This window comes from Streptomyces sp. NPDC005963 (assembly GCF_040638655.1).
GTDB lineage: Bacteria > Actinomycetota > Actinomycetes > Streptomycetales > Streptomycetaceae > Streptomyces.
On the sequence record NZ_JBEXVD010000007.1, the window covers coordinates 63,246 to 81,962 of the forward strand.

General features: G+C 71.3%; 9 protein-coding genes. 8 read left to right on the plus strand and 1 reads right to left on the minus strand.

Annotated features, from left to right (window positions below):
• The first annotated feature begins 135 nt into the window (after nt 1–135).
• From ABZ348_RS13035 to ABZ348_RS13070, 8 genes are all read left to right on the plus strand, one after another.
• A complete protein-coding gene (locus ABZ348_RS13035) occupies nt 136–588 on the plus strand; it encodes an ATP-binding protein (RefSeq protein WP_358932299.1) in 453 nt (150 codons plus the stop codon).
• 121 nt (nt 589–709) lie between these two features.
• Complete coding sequence (locus ABZ348_RS13040) at nt 710–2,005, plus strand: DUF262 domain-containing protein (protein ID WP_358932301.1); 1,296 nt, start codon at nt 710–712, stop codon at nt 2,003–2,005.
• A complete protein-coding gene (locus ABZ348_RS13045; RefSeq protein ID WP_358932303.1) occupies nt 2,002–3,204 on the plus strand; it encodes a DUF3696 domain-containing protein in 1,203 nt (400 codons plus the stop codon). Before ABZ348_RS13040 ends, ABZ348_RS13045 begins: the two co-directional genes overlap by 4 nt.
• A gap of 48 nt (nt 3,205–3,252) precedes the next feature.
• Complete coding sequence (locus tag ABZ348_RS13050; RefSeq protein ID WP_358932305.1) at nt 3,253–4,200, plus strand: hypothetical protein; 948 nt, start codon at nt 3,253–3,255, stop codon at nt 4,198–4,200.
• A gap of 98 nt (nt 4,201–4,298) precedes the next feature.
• Complete coding sequence (locus ABZ348_RS13055) at nt 4,299–11,129, plus strand: DEAD/DEAH box helicase (protein ID WP_358932307.1); 6,831 nt, start codon at nt 4,299–4,301, stop codon at nt 11,127–11,129.
• Nucleotides 11,126–13,390 carry a UvrD-helicase domain-containing protein gene (locus ABZ348_RS13060; protein WP_358932308.1) on the plus strand — a complete coding sequence of 755 codons (2,265 nt, stop codon included), beginning with the start codon at nt 11,126–11,128 and terminating at the stop codon, nt 13,388–13,390. The genes ABZ348_RS13055 and ABZ348_RS13060 overlap by 4 nt, the downstream gene beginning before the upstream one ends.
• A 1,577-nt stretch (nt 13,391–14,967) precedes the next feature.
• Nucleotides 14,968–16,092 (plus strand): Rieske 2Fe-2S domain-containing protein, encoded by a 1,125-nt coding sequence (locus ABZ348_RS13065; protein WP_358932310.1) that lies wholly within the window; start codon nt 14,968–14,970, stop codon nt 16,090–16,092.
• A 168-nt stretch (nt 16,093–16,260) separates the two neighbouring features.
• Nucleotides 16,261–16,860 (plus strand): hypothetical protein, encoded by a 600-nt coding sequence (locus ABZ348_RS13070; RefSeq protein WP_358932312.1) that lies wholly within the window; start codon nt 16,261–16,263, stop codon nt 16,858–16,860.
• Nucleotides 16,861–17,108: 248 nt separating this feature from the next.
• Here ABZ348_RS13070 and ABZ348_RS13075 read toward each other — a convergent pair whose 3' ends face one another.
• Nucleotides 17,109–18,347: a cytochrome P450 gene (locus ABZ348_RS13075; RefSeq protein WP_358932314.1), complete on the minus strand. Its 1,239-nt coding sequence runs from the start codon at nt 18,345–18,347 to the stop codon at nt 17,109–17,111.
• Between the last annotated feature and the right edge of the window lie 370 nt (nt 18,348–18,717).

Sequence of the window (18,717 nt, forward strand, 5' to 3'; positions counted from 1 at the left end):
ACGCCCGTACCGCTTCCGATCGGTCCATCGTGACGCCGAGTGACACGCACCGTCCACCAAAAGTGATCGTACGCTGACCCTGCGTACGCGCCTGGCCGTTGGCGAACCATCCGCATACGGCGCCAGATTGGGCATATGACACCGCCCTCCATCCCCACGACCCGCGAAGAACCCGTCACCGTACGTGTGTTCACCCAGCGGTTCAGTCCCACACCGCGCGGAGCCCGCCTCGCCCGGCGGCTCGCCCTGCACCGGCTCGACGCCTGGGGCGTCCCCTACGGCGGTGATGCGTCCGACACGGCCGGCCTGGTCGTCGCCGAGCTCGTCGCCAACGCCGTCACACACGGCCGGGTCCCCGGCCGGGACTTCGAACTCGCCGTCCGGCTGACCGGCCGGACCCTGCGGATCGAGGTCTCCGACGCCCGGGGCGAGCTGCGCCCTCCCGCCCTCGGAACGGCCCCTCCCGTGCCCCTCGCCGAGACCGGCCGGGGAATGCTCCTGGTCGAGGCGCTCGCCGACCGGTGGGAGGTGCTCGACCGGGGTCCCGTCGGCAAGACCGTCGCCGCCGAAGTGGACCTGACGCCCTGAGGTGGGCGCCACGACGTTCCCGGGGCGCCGCGGGCCGTCGCCTGACAGTCCCGGGTGCCGTCTATACGCTGGGCCGGGCACGGTACCGGATCGTGACGGGCGGCGGAGGGTGACGGACGGTATGGCGGAGGCCGAGGACGACGGAGACGGCCGGGGCGCCGCGAGGAGCCGCCCGGCGCAGGCCCGGGGCCCCGCCATGGCGGAGGACCTCGACCAGCCGGACTCGCTCTTCCTGTCGCTGGGGCCGGCGATCGAGATCGGTTCCGACGGCCGGCCCACCGGCGTCGAACTGGAGCTCCCCGACGACGGGGACGACGAGCACGGCGGGTACCGGGACGCCGACGGCATCTCCGCCCCCTTCCGGCCCGAGAGCATCAGCATCCGTACCGAGACCAGCACCGTGGACCTGCTGCTCTCCCGGCTTCGGCAGGGAATGCTCGACCTCGCGCCGGACTTCCAACGCAGGTCCGGCATCTGGAGCGACCGCGCTCAGAGCAGGCTGATCGAATCGCTGCTGCTGCGCATCCCGATCTCCAACCTGCACATGGCGCAGGGCGACGAGGACCGGTGGGCCGTCGTGGACGGCGTCCAGCGGCTCACCGCGATCGCCCGGTTCATGGACCCCGGGCTCACCGCAGGACTCGGGCCGCTGGCCCTCCGGGGCATGGACTACCTCTGGCAGCTCGACGGCAGCACCTACCAGGACCTCAGCGGACGACTGAAGATCCGGCTGCGCGAGACCCAGCTCACCGTCCACATCATGCAGCAGGGCACCCCGGAGGCCGTCAAGTTCAACGTCTTCTCGCGGATCAACACCGGCGGGATGCCGCTGAGTCCGCAGGAACTGCGGCACGCGCTGGTGAGCGGGCCCGTGCGGGGCTATCTCGCCGACCTGGCCGAGGACCCGGCCTTCGGCGAGGCCACCCGGTGGAGCGTGTCCGACGCGCGGATGGCCGACCGGGAGATGGTGCTGCGTTTCCTCGCCTTCCGCACCACCAATCCGGTCGAGCACACCGAGAAGGACTTCGACAAGTTCCTGGTGGCCGCCATGTACCGGGTCAACGCCCTTCCCAAGGACCGGTGGGAGCAGCTCGCCCGGGAGTTCCGGACCGCCCTGAGGTGCGCGGAAGACCTGTTCGGCAAGCACGCCTTCCGCAAGTGGCACGGAGGGGAACGCAGCTCCCCCGTCGTCAACAAGGCGCTCTTCGAGGCGGTCTCCGTAAATCTCGCACTTCTGGACGATCACGAACGGAACAGACTGGTAGCGTCGCGGGCGACGGTGCGCGCGCGCTTCGTCGAGCTCATGGGGGACTGGGACTTCGAGCGGTCCATCTCCGTGAGCACCGGGGACCCGGCGAGAATCCGCACCCGGTTCCAGGAAGTGGCACGACTGTTCCGAGGGGTGGCCGAACAGTGATCGACCTGCTGACCATGCACAACTTCAAGGCGTTCCAGCACACGGAACTCCGGCTCGGCCCGCTCACCCTGCTCACCGGACTCAACTCCTCCGGCAAGAGCAGCGTCCTCCAGGCCCTCGCGCTGCTCCGCCAGTCGTACGAGGCGGGTGACCTCGCGGTCGCCGGTTGGCTGCGCGAGGCGCAACAGGCCGGACTAGCGACGAGCGTGGCCAACCAGGGTTTCCTGCTCAATGGCGAACTCGTCGGTCTCGGCACCGGTGAGGACGTCCTGCACGAGGACTTCACGGAGGACCTCGGCCCGGACGAGCGGCCCCCCATCCGTCTCGGCGTCACCGAAGGGCCGTACCGCTACACGTGGACCGTCGAGAGCGAACCCGAGCAGAACCTGCTGCCCCTGCTCGACGTCGACCTGCCGCTCACCTCCGAGGGACCCTCCGCGCCGGCCGGGCCGGAGGCCCACACGCCCTCCTTCCTCACCGCCCCCTTCCAGTACCTGCACGCCGACCGGATCTCGCCCGCCCAGTTCTACCCGCGCGACCACCAGGTGGCCATCGGGCGGAGCTTTCTCGGCGTACGCGGCGAACACGCCGTCAACTACCTCCGTCACCACGGCGAGGACACGGTCGCCGCCGGCCCCCTGCGCCACCCGAAGGCAGCCTCCGACTCCCTGATCTCACAGACCGCCGCCTGGATGGGCGACCTCTGCCCCGGGGTGGACATCGAGGCCGTGGCCATCAAGGGCACGGACGTCGTCAGCCTCTCCTACGGCTTCCAGGGGACGGTGGGCGCCACCAAGCGCCGTCGCCCCGGCAATGTCGGCTTCGGCCTCACCTACGTCCTACCCGTCGTGGTCGCCTGCCTCAGCGCCCAGCGCGGCTCCCTGGTCCTCCTGGAGAATCCGGAGGCGCACCTGCACCCCCAGGGGCAGACCCGGATGGCCATGCTCGCCGCCTCGGCCGCCGCCCAGGGCGTCCAGGTGATCATGGAGACGCATAGCGACCACGTGCTCAACGGAGTGCGGCTCGCGGTCAAGCAGGGTGGGCTCACCCCCGAACAGGTGGTGCTCCACTACTTCCGCGGCAACGGAACGGGCGCGGAGATCGTCAGCCCCCGGGTCAACGCGGACGGTCGGATCGACCAGTGGCCCGCCGGCTTCTTCGACGAGCTGGAGAACACGCTCGACCAGCTCATCGGCTGAGACACCCGCCTGGGGAGGCGGGGCGCACACGAAAGCGGAGGGGGAAACGTGCCGCAACTGTTCCTGAACGAGAAATCCTGTGAGACGACGGCGGACCCGGATCGCGTCAACCATGCCATGACCGAGATGGTCAAGGCCGTACTCGCCGTCGCAGCCGTCGACCGGCAGGGGACGGCACTAATCACCCAGGCCGACAGTCTGCTGGCGCTGCAACTCGCTCCGGGCCATCCCATCGGCAAGTGGATGGGAGCGCCGGGCACCGACGAGGTCCTACGGCTGCGGCTGAAAAGGCTCGACGACAGGTCGCCCTACCGGACCGTCTTCCCCGAGGGTGAGACGTTCTCCGATATCGCCTACCAGCACGACGGGGAGACCGTGGAAGGGCTGGGGTACGCACATCTGCTGGGCGGGGTCGGGATATCCCTGCCACTGGAGGCCGGCTGGGACACCGACCGAATCACGCTGGTCCAGGAACGCCTCACCGACGACGAGCACACCAGCTCCGTCACCACCGAGGTCGAGATCCGACACGCGGCCCGCGCCCGGCATGTCGACACCCATCTGGAGTGGATCGGGCGCGGGGCGAACACGATCCGGCAGAAGGCCGTCGAAGGCCTGCGGTCCGGCACCGAGCTGTGGGAACGCTGCCCGGATCTCTTCCCCCTTCTCCAGTTCACGCCCCTCGCCGAGCAGCACTTCGCCGAACTGACCCCGGCATGGGTGCGTCCGGTCGGTGAGCGCCTCGGAGAACTCCAGGACGCGGTCAGCGACTGGGACCCCGACCGGCAGCCCATCTCGCCCCAGTGGCGTTCCTACGTCCGCACCGAATTCGAGATGCGCCGGAAGCTGTGCTGGTTCCCCGACACCGACGGCACGAACCGGCTCTTCGACTGGCACTGCGACTTCTTGCCCAAGCCCGGCCGGATGCACTTCCGCCTGGTCCACGAGGAGCACACCCTGCGCATCGCGTACGTGGGGCGGAAGCTCGGCGTATGAGCCGGAGGACTGCCCCGGCCCACCGCCCCGTTACCGTAGGGCCGTGACCGGGCACCCTCGGCCCGCCCGCCCCCACCAGCACCAAGGAGGTTCCGCGCGTGCGTCCCACCCTCGCCGCAGACCAGGTACGGGCCAGCCTGAGCCAGTACCTCGCGACGACGTACGCGCTGGCCGACGAGTCCACCCGCCGCGCCCTGGAGGGCTTCCTCGGCGACACCGAGGACGGGATCTTCCGCGGCCCCTACCTCTGGGTCCGCACCCCGTTCCGGACCGCCGGGGGGGACGGCTGGAAGCGGCACCTGACCTGGCACCCCGACCTGACCCCCTACCGGCACCAGGAGCGCGCCTGGGAGCGGCTGTCCACCCTGCACGGCCCGGCGCGGCCCACCCTGGTCACCACCGGCACCGGCTCGGGCAAGACCGAGTCGTTCCTGGTCCCGATCCTCGACCACTGCCTGAGGGAGCGGGAGGCCGGCCGGGAGGGCGTCAAGGCGATCCTGCTCTACCCCATGAACGCCCTCGCCACCGACCAGGCCCACCGGATCGGCAAGCGCCTCGGCGACCCCGGCGACAACAGCGGGAGCAAGGACACCCGGCTCCGTGACGCGGGCGTGCGGGCCGCGCTCTACATCGGCGACAAGCCGTCCCAGGAGTTCAAGCGGGCCAACCCCGCGGTCGCCGTCGACCGCGACGAGATCCGCCGCACCAGGCCGGACATCCTGATCACCAACTACAAGATGCTCGACCTGCTGCTCCAGCGGCCCGAGGACCAGCGGCTGTGGCAGGACTCCCCGCTCGCGTACGTCGTGCTCGACGAGTTCCACACCTACGACGGCGCCCAGGGCACCGACGTCGCCATGCTGCTGCGCCGCCTCGGCTCGGTCACCGGGCTCGCCGCACCCGGACGGCCGCTCGGGCCGGTCTGCCCCGTCGCCACCTCCGCCACCCTCGGCGAGAGCGGTCCCGACGACAGCGGATCGGCGGCCGCCAGGCGGGGCGGGGCCGGACGGCCCGGCATGCTGGAGGTCGCCGAGCAGGTCTTCGGCGTGCCGTTCCCGGCCGACGCGGTCGTCGGCGAGGACCGGCGGTCGGTGAAGGACTTCACCGGGGAGAGCGACTTCACCCTGCCGTTCCCCTCCCCGCAGGAGATCGTCGCCCTCGGCGACCCCACCCGCGACCCGGGCGCCATGGACGACCTCGTCGCCGCGTTCACCGGCCTGAGCGGCCCCACCCCCGAGAAACTCGGGGACGTCCTGAGACGGCACCGGCTCACCTCCGCCGTGCTGGAGATCCTCGACGGCACCCCGAAGACCCTCGCCGAGATCACCGAGGTGCTGCCCCGCTACGCCTACCACTGGGGCATGGACGTACAGCAGCGGCCGGGCCTCGCCGCCCGCGCCCTCGGCCGCTACCTCGCCCTGCTGTCGTACGCCCGCGACCCCGAGCACCCCGGCCGCCCCCTGCTCTCCGTCGAGATCCACCACTGGGTGCGCTCGGTCTCCCGCGTGCTGCGCGGCATCAGCGCCGCCCGCGCCGAGTTCCGGTGGGACGACGAACGCGTCACCTCCGGCGGCGCGCTGGCCCGTGCCGGCGGGGCGGCCTCGGCACGGCCCTCGCCGTACGACGGGGAGGGGCCCGCCCTCCCGCTCGACGCCGCCGGGCCGGTCCCCGTCCCCGCGGACGACAGCGCCCCGCCACCCGCCCAGGTCTTCCTGCCCGCCGTGTTCTGCCGCGAGTGCGGGCGTTCCGGCTGGGCCGCGTACTCGCCGGAGGTCGACCCCGCCCACCTCGACCTGAACGCCACGAAGATCCGCCGGGCCTCCGTCGGCCGCGACAAGCGCCGGGTCCGCAACATGATCGCCGCCACGCCACGGGAGGTGCACGAGGCCGCCTTCGCCGCCGGCGCCGACCGGCGGCGCGGCGGACCCGCCGTCATGGTGCTGGAGGGCATGGGCGGCCGTCTGCGGCCACTGGACCCCGGACGCGACTTCACCGCCCCGGAGGACGGCGAGGGCACGAGCAGGCCCCGGCCCCTGCACAACGCCGCCTTCGTCCACGCCGACCTCGACGGCGACCGGGCCGCCGAACGCGACCAGTGCCCGGCCTGCCGCACCTTCAACTCCATCCGCTACCTCGGCACCGGCCTCGCCGCGCTCGCCGCCGCCGCCGTCACCCAGCTCTTCACCGGCGGCGAACTCGACAAGAACCTCGGCGAGGACAAGACCCTCCTCTTCAACGACTCCGTCCAGGACGCCGCCCACCGCGCCGGATACGTCGCCAGCCGCTCCTACACCTTCTCCCTGCGCGCCCTGCTGGCCAGCCGTATCGGCGCGGACGAACCCGTCTCCCTGAACGACCTCGCCGCCGACCTCATCGCGGACGTCGTCGACAGCAAGGCCGTACAGGCCGCCGTCGTCCCGCCGGACCTCCACCTCGTCCGCGGCGTCGACACCCTGCTCTCCGGCCGCAGCCGCGGCTCCCGGCCCACCTGGGAACTGATCGCACAGCGCCTGGCGTTCGCCACCGTCATGGAGTTCGGCCTCCGCTCCCGCCAGGGCCGCACCCTGGAACTGACCCGTACCGTCGCCGCCGACGTACCCCTTCAGGACCCCGACGCCGTGGCCGACCTCGTCCGGGAGACCCTCCTCACCACCCCCGGGGAGATCGCGCTGCCCGACGGCACACCGCCCGGACCCGACCAGTACACCGGCTTCGTCCGCGGACTGCTGGAGCGGATGCGGATCCGGGGCGCCGTCCGGCACGCCTGGCTGGACCCCTGGCTCGACCAGGCCGGGGTGCGCCGGTGGGCGATCTGGGGCGGGCGCGAAGCCGGCATGCCCGCCTTCCCCCGCGGGGTCTCCGCGCCCGCGTTCCTGCTCGGCAGCCCCAAACAGGGCAGCGAGGACTTCGACGTCCTCACCGGCCGCCTCGGCTGGTACCAGGACTGGGCGGTACGCGCCCTCGGCATCAGGCCCGAGGCCGCCGGAGTCTTCCTGGCCCGGCTGCTGCCCGCACTCGCCGACACGGGCGTCGTCTCCGCGCGCACCGCCGCCGACGGCACCACCCGCGTCTACGGGCTCCAGCCCGGCCACATCCAGGTCCGCGCCCTCACCGACGACTCGCTGCCCGACGCCACCGCGCACTGCCCCCGGTGCTTCTGGGAACAGACCGTCCACCCCGACCTCGCCGGCCTGTGGCACAGGCAGCCCTGCCCCCGCTACCGGTGCGGCGGCACCCTCGGCACCGGCCGCGACCTGGACAGCGGTCTGCGGCAGCGGGACTTCGCGGACGACTTCTACCGGCGCATGTACCGCGAGGCCGGTGTCTTCACCATCAACACCGCCGAACACACCGGCACCCTGAGCCGCGCGAAGCGGGAAGCGGTGGAGAAGGCCTTCCGCGAGGGCACCCGGGTCCACTACGCCAACCCGCAGGTCCTGTCCTGCACCCCCACCCTCGAACTCGGCATCGACATCGGCGACCTGTCGGCCGTCGTCCTCGCCTCCCTGCCGAAGGGACCCGCCAACTACATCCAGCGGGTGGGCCGCGCGGGACGCTCCACCGGCAACGCCTACCTGCTCACCATGGTCGACCGCGGCCCCCGCGACCGCTACTACCTCGAAGAACCCCGGCTCATGATCGCCGGAGAGGTCCTGCCGCCCGGCTGCTACCTGTCCGCCGCCGAGATCCTGCGCCGCCAGTACCTGGCCCACCTCCTCGACCTCGCGGGCGCCGGACGGCTGACCGCCCCCGACGGGCCCCCCCTGCGGCCCCTCCCCCCGCGGGCCACCGAACTCTTCGGGACCTCGGCCTGGCAGGCCGAGTTCGCCGAAGCCGCGCTCGCCGCCGGCGAACGGCTCGTACAGGGCTTCCTCGACCTGTTCCCCCCGTACGACGAGAACCGCGGCACCGGCGTCAGCTCCGAGGCCCGCGCCGCCCTCGTCGCCTACGCGACCGGCCCCGGGGAAGACGGACTCGGCGGCGCCCTCGACACGGCACGCCGGCGCTGGGAGGACCGGCGCACCGAACTCCAGCGCCGGACCGAGGCGATCGACCGGGCCCACGGACTGCTCGTCGCGGGCGACCCCGACCACGAGCGGCAGGGGCGCGAGCTGCGTGCCGAACGCCGGGACGTGGCACGCGTCTCGAAGGAGATCAGCCGCACCACCGCCCACGGGGCCCTGGTCGACCTCGGCCTGCTGCCGAACTACAGCCTGATCGACTCGACCACCGAGCTGGAGGCCACGCTCACCTGGACGGAGAAGACCGCCGAGGGGACCCGGACCAACCACAGCAAGACCCTCCGCCACAGCCGTCCCGCCCGCCTCGCGCTCTCCGAGTTCGCCCCCGGCAACCACTACTACGTCCAGGGATACAAACACCGCGTCACCGGACTGGACATCGGCAGCCCCGGGCGCCCGGCCTGGCTCTGGTGGCGCATCTGCCCCGACTGCGGCCACGTCCGCGCCCACCGTGCCGAACAGGACGCCTCCCGCTGCCCCCGCTGCCGGTCCGCGGCCATCGGCGACATCGGCTGCCTGCACAAGGTCCTCGTACCGCGCCGCGTCACCTCCCGCGACGAACGCGACGACGTCCGCGTACGCGACGACAGCGACGAGCGCGAGAGACGCCACTACACCGTCGTCCCGGCCGTGGACATCGACGAACACGACATCGAGCAGGCCTGGAAGCACAAGCACGCCACCTTCGGATGGGAATTCACCCGCCAGGCGCACATCCGGCACGTCAACGTCGGCGCCACCCGGGTCGACGGCGGCACCGACTCGGCCTTCGCCGGGCAGGAGGTCCGCCTCAACCCGTTCTGGGTCTGCGACGCGTGCGGCTTCGCCGACCCCGACGGCGGCCCCGCCGCCCACGACACGGCCGACACCGCGGCCCACGGCCGGTACCACCGGCCCTGGTGCCCACGGCGCCGCGGCACGGCCGAGGCGGCCCGGCGCGGGGAGCGGGTACTGCTCGCCCACGAACTCCGCACCGACGCCCTGCGCCTCCTCATCCCCGCCGTCACCGCCCACACCCGGGAACGGCTCGCCTCCTTCAAGGCCCTCCTGCTCGCCGGGATCGCCCGCAGCTACGGAGGCGACCCCGACCACCTCGCCGTCGTGACCGACTCCATGCCCGAGGAGGGGGGCGAGAGCCCGCTCCGCCGCCACTTCCTCGTCCTGTACGACACGCTGCCCGGCGGCACCGGATACCTCCACCGCCTCGCCGGCCGCGACGGACTCCGCGGCGTCCTGGACGAGGCGCGGCAGGTCGTCGAGGGCTGCGTCTGCGTGGGCCAGGGACGGCCCGCCTGCCACCGCTGCCTGCTCCGGCACGTCACCGACGGCGAGTACGAGCTCGTGAGCCGCGAACACGCCCTCGACATGCTCGGCGAACTCTTCGGCCGCACGGCGGACCGCTGGAGCGTCGAGCCGGTGGCCACCACCCGGGACATCACCCTCGTCCACCAGGTGGAGAGCGAACTGGAGGCGCTCTTCCGGCGCGGGCTGCTGGAATGGGCCGACCGCGTGGACGACGTCAGCGTCCGGACCTCGCTCACCGCCGACGGCACCAGGGACACGTCCCTGCGCTTCACCGCCCCCGACGGGACCGTCCGCGGCTGGGAGATGGAGACCCAGACCCCGCTCGGATTCACCCGGCCGGACGTGGTCTTCCGCAGCACCGACGACGACCGCAGGGTGGCCGTCTACCTCGACGGCTACCGCTACCACGCGAGCCCCGACCACCTCACCGCGGGAACGGACGCGGCGAAGCGCACCCGGCTGCGCACTGAGGGCTGGCACGTCTTCCAGCTCACCTGGGACGACGTGAAGGAGTGGACGGGACGCTCCGCCCCGCGGGCCGACCCGGTGTGGAAGCCGTACCCGAACACCGCGCAGAAGACCGCGATGGACGTCCACCGGCGACTGCACGCGGGAGACACCCGCGACCTGACGCGCCTGGTGTGGGCCAACCCGGTCGAGACACTGATCGGCTTCCTCACCGCCCCGGACCCGGACGCCTGGCGCCGCCGCGTCCAGAGCGCCCTCGCGGGCTTCGCGGCGGTCTCCGCGACCAGCAGGGCCCTGACCGACGGCACGGAGACCGGGCTACGGATCGGCGAGGCACTGCGCGGGCACCGGCTGTCGGGAGGACGCGGGGCCGTCCAGGTCATGGCCACCCGGGACGCCTCGGGGTGCCCGCTGACCATCGCCCTCGATCTGCGCCGGGGGCAGGGCGGAGCGGTCTGGACGGCCCTGGCACTCCTCGACGACGACCCCGGCACGGTCACCGCAGACGAGCGGGCCCACCGCAGGCGCTGGCAGGCCTGGCTCTACTGGAGCAACCTCCTCCAGTTCCTCGACGCGGGAGAGGGCGACGGGGTCCAGCTCACCACCGCCATGCTGCCCGGGTTCGACCCGGTCGACCTGGCCGTCACCGGCGGAGCCGGATGGCTCTCCTCGCAGCGCCGGGCGCACGCACCCGGGCCGGACGGCCCCGGGCCCGAGCCGGACGGGCGGGACGCGGCCGGGCGGGAGACGGCCTCCGGCCCGGCGACCGCGCCCGACCGCGATCCCGCCTGGGCCGAGGTCATCGAGTTCCTGGTCGACGATCCGGGACTGGACGCGTTGGCCGGCGCCCTGGCCGACCGGGGCGCACCCGCCCCCGAAGCCGGCTACGAGCTGGGGACGGCCGCGTGGCCGGCCGAACTCGCCTGGCCCGCCCGGCGGGTGGGCGTGGTCCTCGCCCACCGCCCGGACCCCGGCGACGACCGGGACATCGACGCCGAACAGCGGGACGCGGCCTACCGCGCCGCGGGCTGGCAGGTCCGCACCGCGACGGAATGGGACGCCGGCGAACTCGCCGCGCTGGTGCGGGGTGAAGCGGACGGAAACACGAACGACCACGGGGGGAACGAGCGATGACGGTCACCAGCACGCCGCGGACGGGGGTGACGCTGCGCCTGCTCGACAAGGCGGACAAGGAACTCGTCAAACTCGACCGCGCGGTCCTCGGGGCGTTCTACAAGTTCCAGCACGACTTCCGCCGCAACCCCGGCGCCGGCGGCTTCGACCTGAAACCGCTGGAGGGGCACGACCGCCTCTGGTCGGCGCGGGTCAACCGGGAGTGGCGGGCGCTCATGATCCGCCTCGGCGGTGACGACTGGCTGCTCGTCTCGGTGAAACACCGCGGCCACGTGCACAGGAACCTGGACCGGTTCAACTACGGCATCAACCACGTCACCGGTGCCATCGAGTACGTCGACCTCCAGGTCGTCGAAGAGAGCCTGCTGCGCCGCGGCCCCACACCGCCCGCCGCCCCCGCGCCCGTACCGGCCGCGCCGGCGCCGCCGGAGGAGCCGCTCTTCGCCGCCTACACCGACGGGCAGCTCGCGGACCTCGGTGTGACCGGGCCCCTCATCCCGATCGTCCGCAAGCTCACCACGGACGACGAACTCCTCGGCCTCGCCGAGTACGCGCCCCGCCATACCGGAGAGGTCCTTCTCCGGCTGCGTGACGGTGTCCCGTACGACGAGGTCATGGAACAGGTCACCGCGCCCGTCGCGGTGACCGGGCCGGAACGGAACCTCGACGCCGACGACTGGCGGGCGGCCGTCGACCGCTCCCAGACCGTGGTGATCACCGATGACGAGTCCCTCCAGAGCATCCTGGAGGAAGGCGACTTCGGCCGCTGGAAGATCTTCCTCCACCCCACCCAGGAAAAGCTGGTGCGCCGCCGCTACTCCGGCCCGGCCCGGGTCGGCGGCGGGCCGGGAACGGGCAAGACCATCGTCGCGCTCCACCGCGTGTGCCACCTGGCCGCCCAGCTGCCGCCCGGACACACCAAGCCCGTACTCCTCACCACCTTCAACCGGAACCTCGCCGCGGACCTCCGGGCCCGGCTGCTCTCCCTCGGGGGGCCGGAGGTCCTGGCCCGGGTCGACATCGCCCACGTCGACCAGCTCGCCACCCGCATCGTCAGCGAGGCCGACCCGGGCAATGCGAAGCGGCGCATCGACGACACCTCCGCCCTTCGCGAGTGGCGGGAACTCCTGGTGGAGGCCGGAGAGACCCGCTGGGGCGCCGAGTTCCTCAGCGACGAATGGAACCAGGTCATCCTCGGCCAGGCCGTGACCTCCCGGAGCGCCTACTTCACCACCCGCCGCGCGGGGCGGGGCCGCGGCGTCACCCGGGCCGAACGCGCCGGCATCTGGCAGCTGGCCGAACGCTTCGCCCAGCGGCTGGAGACGAAGGGCCTGGAGACCCACCGCCAGATCGCGGAGCGTGCCGCGAGGCTGGAGATGGCCCGCAAGGCCCGCATCGACCGGCGCACGGGGGAGCGCGAGGAGCGGGGCGGCCTGCACAACATCCACGTGGAGGACGGCTCCGGCGCCTGGCTGCGACACCGGTACCGGCACATCGTCGTCGACGAGGCACAGGACCTGAGCGCCGCCCACTGGAAGATGCTGCGTGCCATGGCGCCGTCCGGACCGGACGACATCTTCCTCGTCGGTGACACCCACCAGCGGATCTACGACAACCAGGTCACCCTCGGCAGTCTCGGCGTCCACATCCGCGGCAGATCCTCCCGGCTCACCCTCAGTTACCGGACCACCCGGGAGATCCTCCGCGACGCCATCCGGGTCCTGGGCGACGACGGCTACGACGACCTCGACGGCGACGTCGACACGCTCGCCGGTTACCGCTCGGTCCTCCACGGCCCGGAACCCGCGTTCCGCGGCGCACGGAGCTGGGACGAGGAGATGGATCTCGTGGTGGAGCAGTTGCGGGCCTGGCACGACGTGCCCCGGGAGGCCACGGCGATCTGTGTCCCGACCAACGACATGGTCACCCAGCTCGCCGACCGGCTCGCGCGCAGCGGCATCACCCCGTCGGAGATCACCCAGGACGGACCACGTGGTGATCAGGGCGTCCACATCGGCACCATGTACCGCTTCAAAGGGCTGGAGTACCGCTGCCTGATCATCGCCGGAGCGGCCGAGGGACTCGTACCCCGCGCCTCCGTGGACGCCTGGGAACACACGGACCCGAACCGCCACCGGCGCGAACTGCACCGGGCACGGTCGCTGCTCTTCGTCGCGGCCACCCGCGCCCGGGACGCGCTCGCCATCACCTGGCACGGCGATCCGAGCCGCTTCCTCGCCCCGCTGCTCCGGCCCCGGTGAACGGGATCACCCACTTGGCCGTTCGCCGCCTTCAGCGACCTTGCGTTCCGGCGTGTCGTGCGGCGGACGCGGTCGGCGGATCGGCTCGCCGGGCCGGCGGGCGGATGGTTTTAGTGATTATGACGCGGTCCCGACGTCGCACCGATTGAGCCTGGGGCGTACGGCCCGCGCGTGTCCCACCTCGGGCTGGTGGGCCACTCGGGTCAGGCCGGAGACGGCACGCGGCGTCAGCGCCCGCCCCGTACTGCACGCTCCGCGCGCAGCGCAGCGGCGGCCTGTCCAAGTTGCACGGCTAGGGAAGAGCATTACCGTCCACAGCTCTGTCTGATGACGGTTACATGCACCCTTCACGCGGAGTAGAGACCGCAGACCAGTACTGAACCCCGACGCTCGCCTGAGCCCACTTACTCTTGACGCCCATATGACGCTCGGGACCCGGATCTCACCGAAATAGAACACACCAAAGCGCCTCTGACCCGCTCTTATCTTCAGCCAGGCCCAAGCCGACCTCTTCCCGATGACGCACCACGTGGAGTGCGTGGCGATCCTTGAGCCGGTGAAGAAGGACGCCTGAGCTGGGGTTTTGCCGATGTGCATGATGTGCGTTGTGGGCGTTACAGGCGATATCTCGACGCTGAAATGACGCTCATGCGACGCTCGTTGATCATGGTTGACACGGCTCTGACCAGCAGGTTTCCGCTACAGAGCGTTGCCGTCGCCCGGTGGAGGCCCCTTGCCAGGGCCCGCGCCCCAGTGCGTCGGGGCGCAGACAGCAAACCGGCTTCTTCTTCCCGTCGCGGAGGGGAAGAAGAAGCCGGTTTCTGCGTTCTCTGCCGCAAGGGCGAGCGCGCTCAAGCCGCTCCCGGAGCCCGGGGACGGACGCGGCGGGCCTCGGCTCCGGTGCCGCCGGTCGTGCCGCGCCGGCACGGGCCTGATGGGGTGTCAGGGGCGGCTCTCGGTGGTCCATGCGGGTGCGGTGTTCGCTTGTTCGGTTGTCCTTGCATCCGATGCGGGCTTCTGCGGGCAGTCCGGAAGGGAAGACGTGTGGGGGCCGGGAAGCGCCGCGTGACGAGAGCAGCGGGCTGGTGGGACCGGGTGGCGGGGCGCGGAAGGCCGGTCGTGCTGACGCTTGGCATGGGGGCGGCCATGGCAACCCTCTCGGTCGCGTCCAGCGCCGGAACGGCGGTCTGCGTCGAGAGCGAGGTCTCCCAGGCGGCGACGGAGTCACCCCGGTCGCCGACCGCGCCCATTCACTCGCCGTGGCATCCGCGGCCATCCGCCAGCTGAGGCAGGAGCACCCCCGGGGCAAGCTCGTCGTCACCGTCCGGCGGCGGTCCGGCGGCCACCGGGCGTCCCACGGGCCGGAGTTCCTTCACTGGAGCGCACGCGTTCAACACGTGCACGCATCGATCACGTTGCCCCTGTTCCCACGGGAAGCCGACGGGTGTCGGATGGTCGGAGGGCCTGACCTCCTCCGCTGCCCCGGGCATCGGCTCACGGTGTCCGTGAGCCTCCCTCCCTCGGCAGCCGGAGAAGGACTCAAATCCACGACAAGGGCCCTCGATACGGAGGCTGAGATGCGTTTGCGGAATCGCACACGCCGCTTTGTCGGGAAGCCGGTCCGCACTCATGACGAGCTGCCGGTGCCGCTGCCCTTCCCCGACGGCTGGTTCTATCTGGGCATGTCTCACGAGTGGAAACCGGGATCGGTCCGCACCCTGACCTTCGCGGGAGAGGAAGTCGTCGTCTACCGCACCCGGAAAGGCACACTCTGCGCCACCCGTCCGTACTGCCCGCACATGGGCGCGCACCTCGGTGTCGGCGGCTCCGTCGAGGACGAGTACCTGGTGTGCCCCTTCCACCGCTTCGGCTTCACCACGGACGGCGAGTGTGCACGGACCCCCTATGGATCACCGCCCAAGGCCAGGCTGGACACACTTCCCGTCCGGGAGATCTCCAGCATGGTCTGGATCTGGCGCCATCACAACGGTGAACCGCCCTCCTGGGAACTGCCGGCCATGGGTATCGCCGGCGGGCACACGCCGCTGAGCCACTCGATCGAACTGGCAGGCCAGACACAGGACGGGACGGAGAACGGAGTCGACTACGGGCACATCACCGAACTCCACCGTATTGGCGTCCAGAGCGCGGTCGCGAAATTCGTACCCGACAGCCCCTTCTTCGATCTGAACTACCAACTGTTCCGCGATTTCCCCCTGCTGGGCACCACCAAACAGGACTTCCAGATGCGGGCCATCGGTATCGCCGCGTACTACGGCGAAATCGTCCTGACTCGCTACGGCCTGCGTATCCTCACCTGGTCCCTGTGCACGCCCACCGAACCCGGCCGCTTCCGGTTCACCATGGCCCACGCTTCTTCCCTCGACGGGCCGCGATGGCTGCCCGGTCCGCTGCGACGCCTCGGCGCACGTGCCGTCAGCCGGGCCGCGCTCTGGAAGAGCGTCAAGGACACCACCGACGACCTGTACATCTGGAACCACCGGCGCTTCCTGCACCACCCCAAGCTCAACCAGGAGGACGGACCCATCGGACCCTTCCGGCTCTGGGCCCGCCAGTTCTACCCGCCCGTGGCCACGGACACGGACGGAAAAACGGCCGGAGACGCCCCGGCCACAACCTCGAAGCGAATCCCGGCCCCACCACCCCGGAACACCGTGCCCCGAGTGACAACAGACACCTGAGATCCGCGCGGTCGTCAGGTCAGCAGCCGCTCATCCTGACAAAGCGTTTCGATCCGAGCCGGGCCAGGAGCGCGGCCGGGTCGTCCGTGAGATAGGCGGCCAGGGGGGCCCGTATCGGAGGCCTTCGCATGGCCGGCGCCCGGACAGCGCCTGAAGCCCGTCGCCTCGTTGACGATGATGCCCGGCAACACCCTGCACGCATCCGACTGGCAGCCGCTCTGGCGCTACGACACCGACCCCGCCGACGAAGTGGAGCGCTTGGCCAAACGAGCCCTTCGCAGGTCCGCTGAAGCGGGCATCCCGCCAGGCACACCTGCCGGAGAACGATGCCTCACGGCACTACGCGCGGTCCTCGCTGCGGGCAATCAGGCCGCCCAACCCGCGCAGGTACACGATCTCGCCGCAGGCTGGTGCGAGGTCTTCGACGCGGTCATCGACGCAGTCGTACCCAACCGCCCCGGATGCCGCCAGGTCACCGCACAGCTCAGGAGGCTGCTGGAGCGGATCTGGCATCAGGCCGTCGTGGTCACCGGAGACGAGTCCCTCGACCCGGCGGACAGCACCGACGAACGTCTCTACTTGGACATCGACAGGGTCTTCCGGGGCACCCACGCCCTGCCCGTGCACGAAGGAAACCCGGTACGCAGGGCCTTCCTCGGCGTTGTCACCAGCGCGGCAGAACTGAGCGGTCTGAATCCCTACGCCCGCCTGATCGACGGCATCGTACGGACAGTCGAGAACACCGACCCGGCATGGACCGGACGTTGACGCCTTTGTCGATGGATGGGGATCCCATCACACCGACACGGAGGGCCGGCACGGGTTCACCACAGTGTGGGCTCCCGTTCCGGTCCGGTCGTTCCGGGCAGGCCGGGCGGCACAGCGACGTCGGCCGCACGCCGCGAGGTGTCTGATCCCTGTCCCGCTTGGGATGATGTCGTCGACCGTGGCCGCACGCCTGACCGGGTGAACCGCCCGCGATGGATGGACGGCCCACGTTTACCGGAATGGTCGGCTCACCGCGCGGCGCGGCCCGTCGGGCGCAGTAGGACGGGCAGGGCGAGGACGTCATTGCCGATGAACGAGGGTTGCGGGTCCGGAGCGTTCCCCTCGTCCGCAAGGTCGATGTCCGGGAACCGGTCGAACAGGGCGGGCAGCGCGATGGTGGCCTCCAGCCGGGCGAGCGGGGCGCCGAGACAGTAGTGGATGCCGTGGCCGAAGGCCATATGGTCCCTGTCCACGCGGTCGATCTTGAAGCCGTGTGCGGTGTCGTGGAACGAAGGGTCGCGGCCGTGCGCCCCGAACCCGATGAGGATGGCCTCCCCTGCCGCTATGGTGACGCCCTCGCCGAGATCGATGTCACGGATCGCGAACCGCAGCGGAAGGTGGACGACCGGCGGGTGGAGCCGCAGGGTCTCCTCGACTACATCGGCCCAGCGGGCGGGCTCGGCCAGGGTCGCGCTCAGTTGCTGACGGTGGGTGAGAAGCGACCGGACGGCGTTTCCGATCAGTGCGATCGTGGTCTGGCTCCCGGCGCCGATCATCAGGACCAGGGTGGAGATCAGCTCCGTCTCGGTGAGCCGGTCCCCCTCATGGGCGGTGAGCAGCAGACTGGTCATGTCATCGCCGGGCTCCCGCCGCTTCGCCTCCACGAGACGGTGCATGACGGCGATCAGCTCGCTCGTGATCCGTGCCGACTCCTCCTGGGGGACATCGGTGGCCAGGATCGCATCGACGGCGGCGAGCATGGCGGGGCGTTGGTCCTCGGGAACGCCGAAGAGATCGCAGATCACACGGGTCGGCACACCGTGCGCGAAGTGCGCCCGCAGATCCACTGCCGCGCCGTCCTCCAGGGCCTCCAGACCGTCCAGGAGGTCGGTGACGATGGACTCGATCGAGGGCCGCAGAGACTCCATACGCCGCGGTGTGAAAGCGGGACCGATCAGCCTCCGTAACCGGGTGTGCTCGGCACCCTCGGAGGTGGCCATGGAGCGGACGTCGACCCAGGGGGAGAGCCAGGGCACGGCGCCCGGCTGGTAGCCGGTCCAGGCGCCACGGGCGTCCCTGGTGACATCGGGATGGGTGACCAGCCGCCTGACGACATCGCCGCGCGTGACGGACCAGGCGATGACGTTCTGGGGCAGCCGGACCCGCACGGCGGGCCCGGTGGCGCGGAGTTCCTCGATCTGCTCGTACAGCCGGTCACCTCCGTCGCTGTCGAGGACCGGGATGGAAACCTCGTGGCTGGTGGTCATGAGACACCTCCGGTCACGCGGGGCGTCCCGTCGGCGGGAGCGGCCACGATGATGCGGTCTCACTCCCGGGCGCCGGGTCGCGCCGGTGCGTGGATGGATGGACTTCGCGGCGACGGCCGGGGAATCGGTACCGGGGATTGTGCTGTGCCCACTCAGGACTGCATAGAGGGAAATCAGCCTCTTTTCTGGGTTCTAAGCCGATTCGGGATTACTCGAACGTTTGCGCGTCCACCGATGGGCTCGTTTCACGGGGACGGTGTGCGAAGAGCCGGCTTCAGGGGGCACGAGGCGCGCACGGTGTTCGACGTCATGTCTCCGGGGCCGGATTCGAAGGCCATAGAGCACTCACGCTGGGGGGCGCGTACTGGCC

Coding starts and splice junctions, on each gene's coding strand:
- ABZ348_RS13075 (WP_358932314.1), bottom strand. CDS start 18,347: ATGACCACCAGCCACGAGGTTTCCATCCCGGTCCTCGACAGCGACGGA.
- ABZ348_RS13065 (WP_358932310.1), top strand. CDS start 14,968: ATGCGTTTGCGGAATCGCACACGCCGCTTTGTCGGGAAGCCGGTCCGC.
- ABZ348_RS13040 (WP_358932301.1), top strand. CDS start 710: ATGGCGGAGGCCGAGGACGACGGAGACGGCCGGGGCGCCGCGAGGAGC.
- ABZ348_RS13035 (WP_358932299.1), top strand. CDS start 136: ATGACACCGCCCTCCATCCCCACGACCCGCGAAGAACCCGTCACCGTA.
- ABZ348_RS13060 (WP_358932308.1), top strand. CDS start 11,126: ATGACGGTCACCAGCACGCCGCGGACGGGGGTGACGCTGCGCCTGCTC.